Genomic DNA, 15,985 nt, shown 5'->3' with positions numbered 1-15,985 from the left:
ACTTTTGACTGATGTTCACAGCACCACGCACTTTTCGAAAATTCGAGTACATGTCTTTAATATGTGTATACATATGAAAAAGAGAATATGGACAAATCTAAACATCAGGTTTGCTACAGACTTTCGAATAAACGGCGGGAGCAAAAAGCAACTCCTTCGGAAATAAGCCGAAATTCACAAAAATTTGAACAGCAATTTTCGCTCATTTCTTCTTATTTCTCGGAGTTAAACACTTCTGTCCCAGCCTCTCTCAAATAACCGGCGTCCAAAATTCAGGTTTTTCGAAAATTTCAAAAAAAAAAAAAAACGAGCAATACAAAAAGCGTATTGTTCGTTTTTCTCTCCAATTTCTCAAACCGAAACGACTTTTGTCTCGACCTCTCTAAGCACGAATAGATGATGGAAGCAGAAGCCTTCAAAAACCGAAATTCACAAAAGTTTGAAAAGTGATTTTTCGTGAATCCCTTTATATTTCTCAGTGAACCCCTACTGTTTAGGACTCTTATGAAAGTTGATCGTCTATGCTATGTTTATGCCGAAAAATCGATCTTCACTTCTACTGTTTGAAGAGGTACATCGTAAAATGGGTCTTCTCTGCGCCCTAGAAAATCTTTGGCTTGTTTTGGAAATAGAGCATACATCAAAACATCTTCTTCTGTTTTCGCATATTCTGCAATTTCCTTACGAAATTCCGGTAGTTGTGGTGCAATCAAATCAGCAGGTCGAACAGTAACAACTGCTTCTTGACCGATGATGAGTTCTTTGATTTTCTCACTGATCGGTACTGGAGATTTTCCATAAAGCCCTCTGACGTAATCCTTGATTTCACTGGGCACTAATTTATAGCGTTCCCCAGAGATCACATTCATCAGTGCTTGCGTACCTACCATTTGAGAAAGTGGCGTAACAAGTGGCGGGTAACCCAAATCTGCGCGAACTTTTGGTACTTCTGCCAGAACATCTTCATATTTGTCTTGAAGTCCTTGTTCGGTCAATTGACTAAGCAAGTTCGAGAGCATACCACCTGGAACTTGGTAGATCAACGTTTTAGGCTCGATGTCCTTCACTTTGGGATTCAAGAGGCCTTCTTCTCTAAAACGGTCGCGTACAGGATTGAAATGTTCAGCAATCTGCGCCACTTTGTCCATATCTAAACCAGTGTCAAAGCCCATTTCGGCTAACGTCATCGCTACCGATTCCGTAGCAGGCTGACTTGTTCCGCCAGCAAAAGAAGAAATGGCCGTATCGATGATATCAGTTCCTGCTTCAGCGACTTTCAGATACGTCATTTCAGCAATTCCACTGGTCGCATGCGTATGGACTTCTAAAGGTAGATCAATCGTTTCTTTGATACGGCTGACTAATTCAAAACCAGTGTGTGGCGTCAATACACCAGCCATATCTTTGATACAGATAGAATCCGCGCCTGTATCCGCCATTTCTTTTGCCAATTGGACAAAATAATCGACTGTATGGATCGGACTTGTCGTATAAGAAATAGCTGCTTGACAATGCCCGCCTGCTTCTTTTGCTGTGACGATCGCAGTTTGTAGATTGCGGGTATCATTCAATGCATCAAATACTCGAATGATATCTATCCCATTTTGGATCGATTTTTCAACAAAATCACGCACGACATCATCCGCATAATTTTTATACCCTAATAAATTTTGTCCTCGCAGCAACATCTGTAATTTTGTGTTTTTTACTTCTTTACGAATCGTTCGTAATCGTTCCCAGGGATCTTCATTCAAAAATCTTAAGCAGGAATCAAAGGTCGCCCCTCCCCACATTTCTAGAGAATGGTACCCTGCCTGATCCATTGTTTTTAAGATAGGCAACATGTCACTTGTTGGCATGCGTGTCGCAATCAAGCTTTGTTGGCCATCACGTAAAACGGTTTCCATGAACTGGATTTTTTTCATAAAATCGTCTCCTTTCTTTGTCTACGATTGCTTGGATTGCGTACTGCATTTCTTTCACCGTATGCGTTCTTGAACGGCCGCATACTTTCGCTTCTTCTGTACAAAGCAAACATTTTCGCTTAGGATATCCCAATTTTTCACGGGTAAGAGGTTGAATGTTTTCTGTAAATGCGAGTACGTCGATATCTGCCAATCGACCAAATGGATGTTCCTCTTCGATCACGACCATTTTTTGTTTCGCTTCTTTTTGTGTTACATTGAGTTTTAAATAATACTCTGAACCTGTCCATTCATGATGGAGTACTTTTGCGCCCATTTCTTCTTCTGAAAAAGCCTGTTCGATTTCTTTCACCAAGACGAGAAAGACGTTCTGCCATTCATATGAATTTTTGATTGGCCCAGGAATATTCAGGGTCAAACAAACCAGACTTTGATTTTTTTCTTGCCCTAATAACTTTTTCTGTCTTTCCGCTCTGTTGGATCGCGCAGTTAGCATTTGCTCTAAAGTAATCGTGCGCCCTTTAAATAATTCGTTAGACATTTTTGACCACATCGATGATCGTGCCATCACGGTACTCGATCAAAGCGACTACTTTTTCCCCATATTCGATTGACTCGGGCGTGCCAACGATTTGATAGGCTTTTTCTTTTAGTTCTTCCAGCGTGAATTGTGGGATATCTACGGTATTAAAATGAGCCAATAAGTCTGAGCGGTTTGGATTGATCGCAATACCTACTTCTGTGACTACGACGTCGATACTTGAGCCTGGTGTGACCACTGTATTGACTTGATCCACGATCGTAGGGATTCTTCCACGAACTAACGGAGCGATAACTAGGCTCATTTTACATGCCATACTCGTATCTGAATGCCCGCCAGAAGCTCCACGGATCACCCCATCGGACCCAGTGATCACGTTGACGTTATAATCCGTATCGATCTCCAAAGCAGATAAGATAGCCGTATCTAGCTGATTGATCACTGAACCTTTACTTAAAGGTGAAGCATACATATTGGCATCAATCTCATAATGCTGGTCATTTTTCCCTAACGACAATGCAGAAGAATGATCAAAATCTTGGACATCGATGATTTTTCCAACTAAGCCTTCTTCTAATAATTCGACCATGGCATTCGTGATTCCGCCAAGAGCAAAACTTGCAGTAATCCCATCTTCGATCATTGCTTCTCGCAAAAAGCGTGAAACAGCTAATGCTGCACCTCCTGTCCCTGTTTGGAAGGAGAAACCTTCACGGTAATAAGGCGAATTCGTGATTACTTTCGCTGCATATTCAGCAATCAATAATTCTTTGGGATTTTTTGTAAATCGAGTGGCACCTTTAGCAATTCCTTCTGGATCACCGATTTCATCAATCTCCACTACAAAATCAACATCCGTTTGTGGAATGCTGATCGGGGTGTTCGGGAAAGGAACAAGCGTGTCTGTGATGATGACTACCTGATCTGCATATTTCGCATCAACCATTGCATAGCCCAGAGAGCCGCAAGTGGCCTTCCCTACCGTACCATTCGCATTTCCATAAGCATCTGAACTAGGCGCTCCTAGAAATGCCACATCGATATGGATATCCCCAGTGGCAATCGCGCGAGCCCGTCCACCATGTGAACGAATAATCACTGGATTCTCCATGATTCCTTCAGAGATAGCTGCCCCGACTTTATCTCTTAGACCGCTGGAAGTAATGTTTGTGACTACTCCGTTTTTGATATGCTCAATCAAGGGCTCATGTACATTTGCAATGGAACTTGGCGCAATCGTCAGATTTTTGATGCCCATGTGCGCGATTTCTGCCAATACTTGGTTCATCACTCGATCACCTTCACGAAAATGATGATGGAAGGAAATCGTCATGCCGTCTTTTAACCCTGTTTTTTCGATTGCTTCACGTAGACTGCCTACTAATTTTGTTTCTCGTGGTTTTCTTGGCACGATCCTGCGACTGGCTTCATCATATGGTGTGATATGCGCCAATTCTCCTTCGAAAATATCGTAATGTTCAGCGATTTCTTGAGGGATCTCTTTTCCCGCTTTGTTTCTAACCATCTTTACATCCCCTCCTCTGAGATTAATTTGGCTGCTTTTGCAAGTGCAATCACTCGTTGCGCCCGTTCTACGATTGGTTTGTCGATCATTTTTCCGTTGAGTGAAATGACACCAGAACCTTTTGCTTCCGCTTCGTTGATTGCCCAAATCACTTCTTTTGCATGTTGGATCTCTTTTTCCGTTGGTGCATAGATGGCATTGACTAATGGGATCTGTCGAGGATTGATCACGGATTTCCCATCGAAACCTAGCTGTTTGATCAAGTTTGTTTCTGTTTGGAAGCCTTCGACATTGTCTACATCAGAATAAACGGTATCGATTGCTGCGATTCCTGCTGCTCGTGCCGCATGTAAAATCATATTTCGTGCAAAAAACAGTTCTTGCCCATCTGGATATCGTTTTGTTTTCATATTCGTCACATAATCTTCTGCGCCCAAAGCAATCCCAATCAGTCGAGTAGATGCTTGCGCGATTTCTCGTGCATTCAACACACCTTCTGCAGATTCGATCGCTGCCATCATTTTTGTTGTACCAACTGGGATCTGATTGCTTTCTTCCACTAGTGTAATTGCTTCATCCACATCAATGATATCTTGGGCTGTCTCTGTTTTAGGTAATCGAATGACATTGACACCTGCTAAAACGACTGCTTCAATATCTTGTTTTCCGACAGTATCTAATCCATTGATTCGCACAACTGTTTCAACCGCTGAATAATCAAAGGTCTTTAAAGCAAAATGGACAAGTGTCCGTGCTGCATCTTTTTCTTTTAATGAAACCGCATCTTCTAGATCAAACATGATGGAATCTGCTCCATATAGTAGCGCATCGCGAAGCATTGCCGCATTTGCACCTGGAACAAACATCATCGTTCTTCTTAAACGTTCCATGAGTCGATCTCCTTCCAGTCATAACTTTCTTCTTCCGCTGCGCGATGGACAGCAGTAATCAAACGAGCAACGATCGTACAATCTAAGGCACCTTTGTCCACTGCTGTTACTTTTGCTCGTGTAATCCCCAATTGTTGTAAGGTAGCGGTCATCATCTGACGAATCTGTTTTCCAAATTGTTTTTCCACGCTGCTTTCTAATGAAAGTTCGATTTGCTCCTGTTCATTGGGTGCAATAGTAATTAAAATATCACTTGATTCTACTGTACCGGCAGAAGCGATTTTTTTGATTTCCATTCGTTTCACTCCTTGATTATTTTCAATTTATGCAAATACATGTAAGTCGTCTCTGGCAGAAATTTTTTTAAAAGAGGCAAGTCATTTTTTTGAATGGCTTCACGAACTTTTGTCGCACTGATGATCGAATCATCAACCTGTAAGCGAGGAATGATCGTCAAAGTTATTTCTGGATAAAAGACAGCTTTCATTGCTTCGTTATACTTATTCGTTACTGGCGAAAATGGTTCTTCACCGACATAGCGCCTTTTGATCATTAAGATTGGTGCAATCTTTTGCTTGAACAATTGTGCATCAAAGGTAGCCTGTAGCTGAGCAAGTTCTAATGGCGCACGCTCTTTTAGAAAATAAGCAGGAAATACGGCAGACGATACGAGATATTCGTTGGTCGTCAACACCACCACATTTTTTAAATGTGCAACCCCCATTTTCACCATTTCCAATCGATCTCTTGCAGAAAATTCAGAGCGCTCTTCTGATAGAACAAAAACATAGACTTGTTCACTTTCAGCTGCTGCTGTCTCAATCAAATATTGATGCCCTTTGGTAAAAGGATTGGCATTCATCACGATTGCACTTTGGTTTTGCCCTTCTTTTTTTCTACTTCGCAAATATGCTTCATATTGGTTGAAGGAAGGCGCTCCGAGTTCCATGAAACTGATCGTTTGAGTCGTTAAGATTTCTTGAAAACCCAAAGAATGAAAAATCGCTTGATTCTCTGGTTTTGTATATACAAACAGATGGTTTTGGTCCATCGCTCTTAATCGTTCCACTAAATGTGTGATGATACTTGTTAAAAGATTCTCAGATTGATAGTTCTTACAAACAGCGAGACATTTGATGATTTTCCCTTGATAAGAACCTGTAGCAATCAGTTGGCCTTGTTCATAAATGCCCACCGTGTATTCCACTGGTTCATCTGTGTGCAATCCTGTTTTTTCTAACAGCGCGCGCCATTGTTGCCATGCTTTTTTATCTTGAGCTAACCACAAACGTTTTGGATTCTCCATTTGACCCCTTCTTTATTTTTTTACTGGGAAAAGCTTTGCTAAAGTTAATGAGGCTAAGTAGATGATCAAGATAACTGCAAAAACACCGCCCCAACCGAAAAGTAATAGTTCTAATGATACCCACAAATCATGTGTCATCTGTCTTCCTCCTTCTTAAGTTAATAAGGCTAATAACAGCCCACCAGCGATAACAGATGCGATCTGTCCCGAAACATTCGCGCCTGCTGCATGCATCAAAATAAAGTTTTGCGGATCTTCATCTGTTGCCATTTTTTGAATCACTCGACTAGACATTGGAAATGCAGAGATACCTGCTGCACCAATCATTGGATTGACTTTTTCTTTACGGAAAAGGTTCAATAACTTCGCAAACAATACCCCACCGATCGAATCCATGATGAACGCCACTAATCCTAGTGCAATGACCATCAACGTATCGATTTGCAGGAATTCTTCATATTGCATTTTCACTGAGATCGATAACCCTAAAAGAATACTGATAATGTTGACCAATTCATTTTGCGCAGTAATAGAAAGTCGGTCTAATACGCCACATTCTCTTAACAGATTCCCAAACATCAAGAAACCTACAAGTGGTAGCGATACTGGTGCAATCAACCCAGCAACGATCGAGATCACAATTGGAAAAAGAATCTTCGCTGTTTGTGAGACTTCACCTGCACGATAGTTCATTCTGATCCGACGTTCATTTTTAGTCGTTACTGCTTTGATGGCTATAGGCTGGATGATTGGCACTAACGCCATGTAGGAGTAAGCGGCAACCATGATCGCTCCCATGTATTTTGAGTTCAGTGTGTTCGCTACAAAAATAGAAGTAGGTCCATCGGCTGCACCAATGATCCCGATAGATGCAGCATCATTTAAATCAAATCCTAGCAACACCGCCATAATGATCGTAAAGAATATCCCAAACTGAGCAGCGGCTCCAAATAACAATAGGAATGGATTTTGCAACAATGGACCAAAGTCGATCATTGCACCGATCCCGATAAATAATAGCAATGGAAATAGTTCTGTATTGATCCCCATATCAAAGAGTACTTGGAATGGCCCCGCCTCTCCTCCGGCACTCAATACTCCTGAGTTCGGAAAATTGACTAAGATCGTTCCTAAGCCCATCGGTACTAATAAAGTTGGCTCATATTCTTTTTTGATTCCCAGATACATCAGCACGCCACCGATGATCATCATGACCAAGCGACCAGGTTCAGCCCCGATCCCCATCACACCTTCTAACAAAGTCTCCATAAACGTCACTTCCTCTTTTCTTTAAATTAATTGATTGTAATCAGCGCATCTCCTGGATTGACCATATCCCCCGTTGAAACATGGATGCCAGCAACAACTCCTGATTTTCCAGCAACGATTTCATTTTCCATCTTCATTGCCTCTAAGATCATCAATGGTTGGTTTTCTTGAACGGATTCTCCGGGATTAACTAAGATTTTAAGAATCGTACCAGGCATTGGTGCAGTCATCGCATCTGCTGTGGCAGCACTGGTTTGAACTGGTGCTGCAGGTGCTGTTGGTTCAACTACTGGTTCTGGATTTGCTGCCGGAACTGGTGCTGTTGGTTGCGGTACACTAGCAACTTGTGGTGCGACGATTTCTTCCATCTCTACTAAATATTCTGTTCCATTTACTGTGATTTTAAATTTTCGCAACATGTTATTTCCTCCATTATTTTGATCTTTTCTTTATATTTTTGACAATGAATTGTGATTGCTGAGATTCCCCTGCCATAATACTTGCCGCAATCACGGAAGTAAGGATAACTTCAGGATTCTTTTGCTTGATACTTTTGATAATAAATTGACTATCTGGTCGATCACCCGCGGCGATCGCCGTAGCAATCACACTAACTAAGTCATAATCCTCTGGGGGAACCGGTATATATTCTGGAACCGCTTCCCATTCATCGGTCAACACACGCTGTTTTTCTTGTTGATTGCTCGGTTGGTCAATTTTCTCTTCTTTTTGTGTTTTTTTGAACAATCTTTCGAAGATCCCCATTTCTCCTCTCCTTTCTATTTTTCTGACTTACTCTTAATTATAAAAATTACTCGAGATACGGCTAGTGTGAATTATAGGATAAATTGTTTTTTCATTGTTTCTTTTTATTCATTTTTTCTAAAAACTAGTTAAAACGTTGATATGAAGCGTTTTTTATAGCGTTAATATTTCATTAAGAACTTTTTAAGCAAGCGATAAGATTTGTTTCTCTGGATTGTTTTTTTCCTGTTCTTTTTCTAGGAACCTCTTTTCTTCTCTCAAAATTTTGACTATTCTTAACCACATCAAAGAAAGGAAAAAGAAAGGAGAGGTTTCAAATTTGTTTATATCATCACAAATAAGAACTTATTTTTTTTACGATTATTTGTTAACGCTTACAGTACTTTATTTTAGTTAGAGAGGAAGGAACACCATGTTACTTACTGTTTTATCTTATGCTATGATCATTGTTTTTATGTTCGTTATTATGAAAAAGAAGATGTCTCCTTTTACTTCTTTAGTCCTTATCCCGTTGATTTTTACACTTGTTGCGATGGTATCAGGTGTCGCTGAGAAAGGTTCGATTGGTGATTTTGTTTTAGAAGGGATTTCTACTACCGCTAACACGGGGATCATGTTGCTTTTTGCTATTTTATATTTTTCAATCATGCTTGATGCAGGTCTATTTGACCCCATCACTAAAAAAATGATTTATTTTGCTAAAGGCGATCCGATGAAAGTATTGATGGCTACAGCAGTCGTTGCAGCAGCCGTTTCATTGAATGGCGATGGAACAACCACCACGTTGATTTGCTGTTCTGCATTTATTCCGATTTATAAGAAGTTGAATATGAAGATGATGAATCTAGGTGTTTTGATCATCCTACAAAACACGATCATGAATCTTTTGCCTTGGGGTGGTCCGACAGCACGTGCGATGGCAGTATTAGAAGTAGATGCTGATATTTTGACTTATCTTCTGCCTGGTATGGTTCTTTCTCTGCTTTATGTTACCTTCTTTGTTGCTCGGAGAATGGGAAAACAAGAACGGGCACGTTTAGGGATCACAGAACTCACTACTGAAGAAATCGAAGAGATGACCACGATCACTGATCCTGATACATTAAAAATTCGTTGTCCACACAACTTTATTTTCAATGGATTGTTAACGATCCTTTTGATTGCTTGGCTTGTAGCAAGTTCGTTTATCGATGCGATCGCATTACCGCCGATTTTGCTGTTTTTAGTGGGTACATGTATCGCGTTGATGATCAACTATCCAATATTAAAAGATCAATCTGCACGTATTGGCGCAAATGGTGGGGACGCTGTTCAAGTAGTTATCTTAGTCTTCGCAGCCGGTGTCTTCATGGGCTTGTTCCAAGGTTCAGGGATGGCAACTGCTTTAGCGAATAGTTTCACTACGATCATTCCAGAACAACTGGCAGGCTTCTGGGGATTAGTCATCGCCTTGATTTCTGCTCCAGGCACATTCTTTATTTCAAATGACGGTTTCTACTTTGGGGTCTTGCCAGTCTTAGCTGAAGCAGGAAGAGCCTATGGATTTACCAATATGGAGATGGCTCTTGCTTCACTTATGGGACAAGCCTTCCACTTATTAAGCCCACTTGTCGCATTTATTTACTTGCTTTTACGCTTGACTGGCTTAGATATGGGACAATGGCAGAAAGAATCTGCAAAATATGCCTTAGGTATCTTCATCATCTTTGTAGTGACGATCGTACTTTTAGGCCATATGCCACTTTATATTCCACAATAAACAAAAATAGCCAGTAGAAAATTTAGGATTGAATTTAGTTGTGTTTTTCGTTATGATTCCGATAATGAACCGATTAGTTCCTTATAAGTAGATAAGATAGACGGCGTTTATTACGAAGTTCCTGTTCAATAAAAAGTTGAGTAACTGATCTCTTCTTGATTGACGAAAGGTGCCTTACAATAAATGCCGTTTATTTGAACGAATCAGAGTAGGAGTTGACAAATGAATGCAATGATTGAAAACGTCAGACAAAACTTAGACTTCTCGCAGAACAAGCCTTTAAAAGTTCTTGTGTATGAAGCATTTCGCAAAACGATTATTTTAGGTCAAATCCCTGCAGGCTCTAGAATCAATGAAAAAGAGTTCTCAGATACCTTGAATATCAGTCGAACACCCATCCGTTATGCGTTAAGGCAATTAGTTGATGAACAGTTGGTCGAACATGTACCTAAAATCGGGATCGTAGTCAAAGGAATCAGTAAAAAAGATGCATATGAAATTTTTGATATACGCAAATCTCTTGATACACTGGCAACGATCAAAGCAATGGAAAAAATGGATGAGAAAGATTTTCTGGAATTAAAAGAATTACTGACATATGGAGACAAATTGAACGAAGAAGACCGTGTTGATGAATTGTTAGCCAATTTTTCAGATTTCAATACCTTCATTTATGAAAAAAGTCAGATGTTACGTTTAAAAGGAATCGTGATGGAATTACGCTCTTATCTACTTTATTTTCGTGATATCTCGATCCGTTCTTCTGAACGACGCAGTGTTGCTTTAGCCGAACATTGGTTGATCTATCGAGGGATGAAAACAAACAATATTGCACAGATAAAGATGATCACGCAGGAACATTTAGATCATTCATTGCAATTCATACTAGCGGAAATGGAGCGACAAAAAATTGGATGAACAATTACTTACAATCAGTAGCTATGCGGAAACGGCTTTATACGAAGAAGTTGCATTGTCGCCAAAACCTGGGCTCGTAGATCGCTTTTCAAACGGGGCCCACCGTGACATGGATTTTCAAACGTTTCTGGCGAGCATCCAAAGCCTGCGCCCATTCTTCAAGGAATATCTCTATTTAGGTTTGACACATCGCGGTCAGCCTTCTTCATTATTCGACTCTTTGCGTGAAACTGGAAAAATGGCGGAAACAGCTATGCTAAAAGCAACAAAAGGAATCAATACACATAAAGGAGCTAACTTTTCTTTTGCTGTTTTACTAGGGGCTACAGGACTTCATCTGCAGTCGAATCCACACCTCCCTTTTACTGCTAAAGATACTCAAAAGATCCTGTCACTTTCACAAGATATCACGCAAGACGTAGTCACCAAAGATTTTCAACAATTAACAACCAAGCAACACTTGTCTTATGGGGAAGAATTGTATTTGAAGTACCAAATATCTGGTATTCGTGGGGAAGCGGCAAGCGGATATCCGGCACTGCAAAAATTGATGTGTTTTTTGCGCAAACACCAAGAACTCAGGCAAGAGGAATTACTTTTACGTGCATTACTGTATTTAATGAGTGAGGTGGAAGACAGCAATATCCTCCATCGTGGGGGGCGAGATGCTTTAAAAGAGATAAAAAAAGAAAGCTTAGATTTACAGAAATCTAGACTTTCTTATGTGCAACTAGTCAAAAAATTAAAAGAATATGATCAGCAACTGACCACCCGCTATCTCAGTCCAGGTGGTTCAGCAGATCTACTCTCATTAGGGATCTATTTTTCATTTTTAGAAAAGTTGTTTTCCCCTTCTGGTAAAAAGGTATAGCCGATCCCCCAAACCGTTTTGATATACTGCGCGTTTTTGGGGTCGGTTTCAATTTTATTTCTTAGATGATTCACAAACACCATGATCGTGTTTGCGTCAAATTCACCGTCTTCCCAGACGCTGCTATAGATCTGTTCTTTCGAAAAAACCTGGTCCGGATTCAGCATAAAGAAACGCATCAATTGGATTTCCTTGGAAGAAAGTTTGATAGGCTGTCCATTTTTATAAAGTTGGTAGCGATTTTGATCAAAACGAAAATCGCCAACAATGATTTCTTTTTTTTCAGCTGTCGAATGATGATTCCGGATCACTTTGTTACGATCCAACGCCGCAACAACTTGAGCACGTAAAAGATCCAACGAAAAAGGCTTTGTCAAATATTGATCTGCGCCAACTTCAAGGCCATTGATGATTTCTTGCTCACTTGTTTTACCGCTTAAAAAGAAAATAGGCGTAAATGGATTCGCTTCTCGGATCATTTGAGCAAGATGATACCCATCATTTTCATGCTCCAAACAGATATCCAACAAAAATAGATCAAACTCGACTCGAGTGATGATATCTAGCGCTTTTTCTACTGAATCACTTTGATACACTAGAATCCCTGTTGACTGAAGTGCTTTCCAAATCAAACGACGTACACTTGGTTCATCGTCTATGATTAATATTTTTTCATTTCGCAAAAGAAACTCTCCTCGCTTTATTATATAATAATGGAAACGGTAAAAAGGAAGATCATGATGAAAAAGCTAACTTACAAGAAACTTTATAGTCTCATCCTAGTCGTTACATTACTGACGATTCTCGGCATGATTTTTACCTGCTCTAGCTATTACCAGTTGCAAAAGCATGCGGTTGATCTAGCAGAAAATCAGCTCTCGACCCTCAATCATTCCGCAATAAACGTAGTGAAAACAAAGTTTCGTTCTTATCAGCAAACATTGAACCTGCTCCAACCAGAAATGACAAACGAACAGTTCATTGAGGAACCAAAGAATCTTTCCAATTTAAAAAATGAAGAAGCGCTCGTTGGTCTTTTCCTTTTTTCGCAGGATGGAACCTTAATAAATAGCCAACCTTTGCACACCGCACAACCGACTGCAGGCTTAGCTAAACTTGTTGCCAAAGATCCCGACTTTTCTCAAACTTTATCAGGTGGTATCAAGCAGAATGGTGCCGTTTATTTCAATGATAACCACTCCTACATAAATATCTATCAAACCGTGCCTTTAAACAATAACCAGCATGCCTTACTCGTATTGCTCGCTGATCTGCAGACCCTCTACCATTCTGAATTATTGGATACAGATGATCAAGCTGGTTACACGATGGTCAAAAATCAAGAAATGAAAGTCGTCATGCATCCTTCAAGTGAGCAAGTAGGTCTTTCTATTGTAAATGGGCGAGAAGAAAAATACCCCACACTTGATTTATCTGATCTAAAAAAATTAGAAAAAAAGCAATTGACACAATCTAGAGGGGATGCTGTCTATTACTCTTATTGGTGGCCTAAACCAAAAATAAAAAGAGTATTGAAAATCACGTCATTCGAATGGACTACTATTGGAAATAGCCGTCTCATTTTTGCCAGCAATGAAGACTACTACGAAAGAAACGGATTGTTGCTGCAAGATGGATTGATCATTATCGGTTTACTCATGATCTTATTGGTTGTCATCGTGTTATTAGGTCTATCAATTAAATATTATCATAAGCGCAACCAAACTTATGCTGAAAATTTACAATTAAAGAAACATCAACAGTTGCTCCAAGAGAAGCATGCCCTTGAAAAACAAATTCTTCAAGAATCGAAGCTCGAAACAATTGGGTTACTGACCACTACGATCGTCCATGACATGAATAACTTTTTAACGCCCATCATTGGTAATTTGCAGTTGCTGATGGAAGAACATCATGAAGACGAACTATTAGTGGATGACCTTAATGAAGTTTACCAATCTGCGATCAAAGGACAGAACCTTTCAAAGAATGTTCTACGTTTTTCAAAAGTGGAAACAGCACCTAAAAGTAATTATGCACTTTCGCAAGTAATACAAGAAGCCATCGATCATCTTTCTTTACTCGTGCCAAAAAGCTTTACTTTAACTACGGATTTGCCAGATATAGGAAAAACTGTCTTTGAAAAAGAAGATCTGCAAATCATCATCTACAACTTGATCACGAATGCTTACCAAGCCAAACAAGATGCACATGTTTCAATTACACTCTTTGCTGATGATCCATCTGCATATTTTGATCAATCGCTACTTCCTAAGACGAAGAAAAAGACAAATGTACCTAGTCAATTCGCAATTATCGAAATTTCTGATAACGGACCTGGTATTCCGTTAGAGATCAGAGAAAAAATTTTTACTCCCTTCTTTACAACAAAAAAAGAAGTCGGCGGAACCGGCCTAGGGTTATTCATCGTTTCATCCATCATCAAAAAAAATGGATGGTCGATCCAACTCGTCAGCCAGTCACAAGGCACTACCTTTTATTTAGGTATTCCGTTAAACTAAGTTTCAAAAAATAGACCTTGTTAAAAATTTTCAAGAAAATTCGCTACTTGTAATTTTATTCGCTACTGAATGAGAGAAGCAATACGAATTTTCTTGAAGCTTTTTTATATCTTATCACGAAAACGCTAACAAAAATGAAAACAAGAATAATTATCATCAACAGTTCTATTAGTTATTTTTCATTTAACCCTCAATAAAATAAACTATAAAATAATAAAATTTATACTTTATTTTTTCTGTAAATACACTTATACTTTGATTGTGGTAGTTTATTAATAACGCATTTTAAAAATGTAGCTTTTATTATTACTAACAGCATCACTCACAAAGATTTTTTATAATATGATCAACTGTTTTTATAGCATAATCACCATATAGGAGTGTGGAAGATGAAAAAAACAATTATTCTCGTTAGTAGTATTTTAATAATAGTCGCTATATTTTTTATTGTTGATTTCTTGACCTCTCCTATAAAAGATATCTCTTCAAAAGCACAGATGCAGCCAACACAAACATCAAAGATGGACTATGTGCCTACTGAAAACGAACTAGTCAAAAATGAAGGCCCTCAGCTTCGTCTATTAGGCAGTTATGAAGTTGTTGAGATAAATTTTGATGATCACCCTTATATCACTTTGCGCAATGAAGAACACGATGATATCAGCTTTACGATCACTATTTTAGACAAAGATAAAAAGACATTCATTATCCCAGCTATCCAATTCGCACCACAGAATCTACATGTATCAGATACCTTTGGTTTAGCAAAAAAAGATACTCGCTATTTTGCTTACAAAGAATAGCATCCCCCTCATGAGTGCAACACTATTGAGAAATCCTCCAATCAATATACCCCCTTATGGTATTTCACGTAATACATAGAGGACATAAGGCAAAAGTAAGGACTCTTTTGCCCTCCCACTTCAACCGCAAATAAACGGTGGGAGCAGAAGTATTTCCTTCAAAAAATCAGTATTCACCAAAAATTTTTAAAGCAATTTTCATATAGCCTTCTTCTTTCTCAAAATGAAACACTTCTAACCTTTTGTTTACTTCCCATTTTTGAAGTTTCCGGACTGATCTGTTCTACCCACTCATTGATGTATCCTTCTCCACATTTTACTCCATTTACTTCTAGCTCCTACAAACGTCTTTACGATTTTCTTTGATTCGTTATTTTAAATTTATAAAATAACGTTTATTTTCATTGCTACAAGTTATTTTTTTATTTGCTTTTTCTTAGCTCATACAATCTATTAATATTTATACATTATCTATGTATAAATCGATTTTGCCCTTATGGCTATGCCTTTAACCTCCTTCCCTCTTTATGTGGAAAACAATTTTCCAATCCAAAAGTTTTCCACACGAGCATCCAAAGGTCAGTTTTTTCGGAAATATCAAAAAAAAGCCTGGGACAAAAGTAAGAAACACTTCTGTCCCAGCCTATTTTCTCTTCAATTTCTCAAACCTAAACGACTTTTGTCTCGACCTCTTTTCAGAAATGATCATTTGTTTTTTCTTTGGTCTTTGGTTTTCAGTGAAACAAAAAACGTGAGCAGCAAAGATAAAATGATGACTACTGAGCCACATTTCTGTTGATCCAGATAAATGAGGATCGTTACCATGCTAGTAATCAACCCAATCGTTAATTTTTTCCTGTCTATCATAAGCATCCCTCTTCGGATACTATT

General features: G+C 39.1%; 17 protein-coding genes. 5 read left to right on the top strand and 12 right to left on the bottom strand.

Features of this window, described 5'->3' with window-relative positions; genetic code table 11:
* Positions 1-530: 530 nt before the first annotated feature.
* Genes CJZ72_RS05115 through CJZ72_RS05070 form a run of 10 tightly spaced genes read right to left on the bottom strand, consistent with a single transcriptional unit; the run spans position 531 to position 8,221 of the window.
* Positions 531-1,925, bottom strand: coding sequence for an oxaloacetate decarboxylase subunit alpha (locus CJZ72_RS05115; protein WP_081133682.1), 1,395 nt, complete (start codon positions 1,923-1,925; stop codon positions 531-533).
* On the bottom strand, positions 1,888-2,466 hold the full coding sequence (citX, locus tag CJZ72_RS05110; RefSeq protein WP_214280501.1) for a citrate lyase holo-[acyl-carrier protein] synthase: 579 nt from the start codon (positions 2,464-2,466) through the stop codon (positions 1,888-1,890). Before citX ends, CJZ72_RS05115 begins: the two co-directional genes overlap by 38 nt.
* Positions 2,459-3,991: a citrate lyase subunit alpha gene (gene citF / locus CJZ72_RS05105; protein ID WP_081133680.1), complete on the bottom strand. Its 1,533-nt coding sequence runs from the start codon at positions 3,989-3,991 to the stop codon at positions 2,459-2,461. Before citF ends, citX begins: the two co-directional genes overlap by 8 nt.
* Positions 3,992-3,993: 2 nt before the next feature.
* Positions 3,994-4,881: a citrate (pro-3S)-lyase subunit beta gene (gene citE / locus CJZ72_RS05100; RefSeq protein WP_095443667.1), complete on the bottom strand. Its 888-nt coding sequence runs from the start codon at positions 4,879-4,881 to the stop codon at positions 3,994-3,996.
* Positions 4,869-5,177: a citrate lyase acyl carrier protein gene (citD, locus tag CJZ72_RS05095; RefSeq protein ID WP_081133678.1), complete on the bottom strand. Its 309-nt coding sequence runs from the start codon at positions 5,175-5,177 to the stop codon at positions 4,869-4,871. Before citD ends, citE begins: the two co-directional genes overlap by 13 nt.
* Before the next feature lie 5 nt (positions 5,178-5,182).
* Entirely contained in the window at positions 5,183-6,187 is a 1,005-nt protein-coding gene (citC, locus tag CJZ72_RS05090; protein WP_081133677.1) for a [citrate (pro-3S)-lyase] ligase, read from the bottom strand.
* 12 nt (positions 6,188-6,199) lie between these two features.
* Positions 6,200-6,325 carry an OadG-related small transporter subunit gene (locus CJZ72_RS14920; protein WP_016177153.1) on the bottom strand — a complete coding sequence of 42 codons (126 nt, stop codon included), beginning with the start codon at positions 6,323-6,325 and terminating at the stop codon, positions 6,200-6,202.
* Between the two features lie 15 nt (positions 6,326-6,340).
* Entirely contained in the window at positions 6,341-7,456 is a 1,116-nt protein-coding gene (locus CJZ72_RS05080) for a sodium ion-translocating decarboxylase subunit beta (protein WP_081133676.1), read from the bottom strand.
* Between the two features lie 26 nt (positions 7,457-7,482).
* Positions 7,483-7,875: an acetyl-CoA carboxylase biotin carboxyl carrier protein subunit gene (locus CJZ72_RS05075; protein WP_095443666.1), complete on the bottom strand. Its 393-nt coding sequence runs from the start codon at positions 7,873-7,875 to the stop codon at positions 7,483-7,485.
* A 13-nt stretch (positions 7,876-7,888) separates the two neighbouring features.
* On the bottom strand, positions 7,889-8,221 hold the full coding sequence (locus tag CJZ72_RS05070) for a hypothetical protein (RefSeq protein ID WP_081133674.1): 333 nt from the start codon (positions 8,219-8,221) through the stop codon (positions 7,889-7,891).
* A gap of 412 nt (positions 8,222-8,633) precedes the next feature.
* Here CJZ72_RS05070 and CJZ72_RS05065 point away from each other — a divergent pair, with 412 nt between their 5' ends.
* The 3 genes from CJZ72_RS05065 (at position 8,634) to citG (ending at position 11,769) form a co-directional block, all read left to right on the top strand.
* Positions 8,634-9,980 carry a CitMHS family transporter gene (locus tag CJZ72_RS05065; protein WP_081133673.1) on the top strand — a complete coding sequence of 449 codons (1,347 nt, stop codon included), beginning with the start codon at positions 8,634-8,636 and terminating at the stop codon, positions 9,978-9,980.
* A 222-nt stretch (positions 9,981-10,202) separates the two neighbouring features.
* Positions 10,203-10,898: a GntR family transcriptional regulator gene (locus CJZ72_RS05060; protein WP_016177148.1), complete on the top strand. Its 696-nt coding sequence runs from the start codon at positions 10,203-10,205 to the stop codon at positions 10,896-10,898.
* Positions 10,891-11,769 (top strand): triphosphoribosyl-dephospho-CoA synthase CitG, encoded by an 879-nt coding sequence (citG, locus tag CJZ72_RS05055; protein WP_081133672.1) that lies wholly within the window; start codon positions 10,891-10,893, stop codon positions 11,767-11,769. The genes CJZ72_RS05060 and citG overlap by 8 nt, the downstream gene beginning before the upstream one ends.
* On the opposite strand, the gene CJZ72_RS05050 is transcribed toward citG, so the two are convergent.
* Positions 11,718-12,452 (bottom strand): response regulator transcription factor, encoded by a 735-nt coding sequence (locus CJZ72_RS05050; protein ID WP_016177146.1) that lies wholly within the window; start codon positions 12,450-12,452, stop codon positions 11,718-11,720. The genes citG and CJZ72_RS05050 overlap by 52 nt on opposite strands.
* A 57-nt stretch (positions 12,453-12,509) precedes the next feature.
* Here CJZ72_RS05050 and CJZ72_RS05045 point away from each other — a divergent pair, with 57 nt between their 5' ends.
* Positions 12,510-14,291 (top strand): sensor histidine kinase, encoded by a 1,782-nt coding sequence (locus CJZ72_RS05045; RefSeq protein WP_081133671.1) that lies wholly within the window; start codon positions 12,510-12,512, stop codon positions 14,289-14,291.
* A 389-nt stretch (positions 14,292-14,680) separates the two neighbouring features.
* A complete protein-coding gene (locus CJZ72_RS14480) occupies positions 14,681-15,094 on the top strand; it encodes a hypothetical protein (protein ID WP_179135123.1) in 414 nt (137 codons plus the stop codon).
* A 705-nt stretch (positions 15,095-15,799) separates the two neighbouring features.
* Here CJZ72_RS14480 and CJZ72_RS14475 read toward each other — a convergent pair.
* The gene (locus CJZ72_RS14475; RefSeq protein ID WP_005877524.1) at positions 15,800-15,961 is read right to left on the bottom strand and encodes a hypothetical protein; all 162 of its coding nucleotides are present in this window, start codon (positions 15,959-15,961) and stop codon (positions 15,800-15,802) included.
* Between the last annotated feature and the right edge of the window lie 24 nt (positions 15,962-15,985).

Origin of the sequence: Enterococcus durans, assembly GCF_002277935.1 — a bacterium.
Taxonomy (GTDB): Bacteria; Bacillota; Bacilli; order Lactobacillales; family Enterococcaceae; genus Enterococcus_B; species Enterococcus_B durans.
This window is presented reverse-complemented; position numbering and strand designations above follow the sequence as displayed.

Bases quoted from the DNA above. Each gene is read 5' to 3' on its own strand.
- citD (WP_081133678.1), bottom strand. From the start codon at position 5,177: ATGGAAATCAAAAAAATCGCTTCTGCCGGTACAGTAGAATCAAGTGAT.
- CJZ72_RS05075 (WP_095443666.1), bottom strand. From the start codon at position 7,875: ATGTTGCGAAAATTTAAAATCACAGTAAATGGAACAGAATATTTAGTA.
- CJZ72_RS05045 (WP_081133671.1), top strand. From the start codon at position 12,510: ATGAAAAAGCTAACTTACAAGAAACTTTATAGTCTCATCCTAGTCGTT.
- CJZ72_RS14480 (WP_179135123.1), top strand. From the start codon at position 14,681: ATGAAAAAAACAATTATTCTCGTTAGTAGTATTTTAATAATAGTCGCT.
- citC (WP_081133677.1), bottom strand. From the start codon at position 6,187: ATGGAGAATCCAAAACGTTTGTGGTTAGCTCAAGATAAAAAAGCATGG.
- CJZ72_RS05070 (WP_081133674.1), bottom strand. From the start codon at position 8,221: ATGGGGATCTTCGAAAGATTGTTCAAAAAAACACAAAAAGAAGAGAAA.
- CJZ72_RS14475 (WP_005877524.1), bottom strand. From the start codon at position 15,961: ATGATAGACAGGAAAAAATTAACGATTGGGTTGATTACTAGCATGGTA.
- CJZ72_RS05065 (WP_081133673.1), top strand. From the start codon at position 8,634: ATGTTACTTACTGTTTTATCTTATGCTATGATCATTGTTTTTATGTTC.
- CJZ72_RS05115 (WP_081133682.1), bottom strand. From the start codon at position 1,925: ATGAAAAAAATCCAGTTCATGGAAACCGTTTTACGTGATGGCCAACAA.
- citE (WP_095443667.1), bottom strand. From the start codon at position 4,881: ATGGAACGTTTAAGAAGAACGATGATGTTTGTTCCAGGTGCAAATGCG.
- CJZ72_RS05060 (WP_016177148.1), top strand. From the start codon at position 10,203: ATGAATGCAATGATTGAAAACGTCAGACAAAACTTAGACTTCTCGCAG.
- CJZ72_RS14920 (WP_016177153.1), bottom strand. From the start codon at position 6,325: ATGACACATGATTTGTGGGTATCATTAGAACTATTACTTTTCGGTTGG.
- CJZ72_RS05080 (WP_081133676.1), bottom strand. From the start codon at position 7,456: ATGGAGACTTTGTTAGAAGGTGTGATGGGGATCGGGGCTGAACCTGGT.
- citF (WP_081133680.1), bottom strand. From the start codon at position 3,991: ATGGTTAGAAACAAAGCGGGAAAAGAGATCCCTCAAGAAATCGCTGAA.
- citX (WP_214280501.1), bottom strand. From the start codon at position 2,466: ATGTCTAACGAATTATTTAAAGGGCGCACGATTACTTTAGAGCAAATG.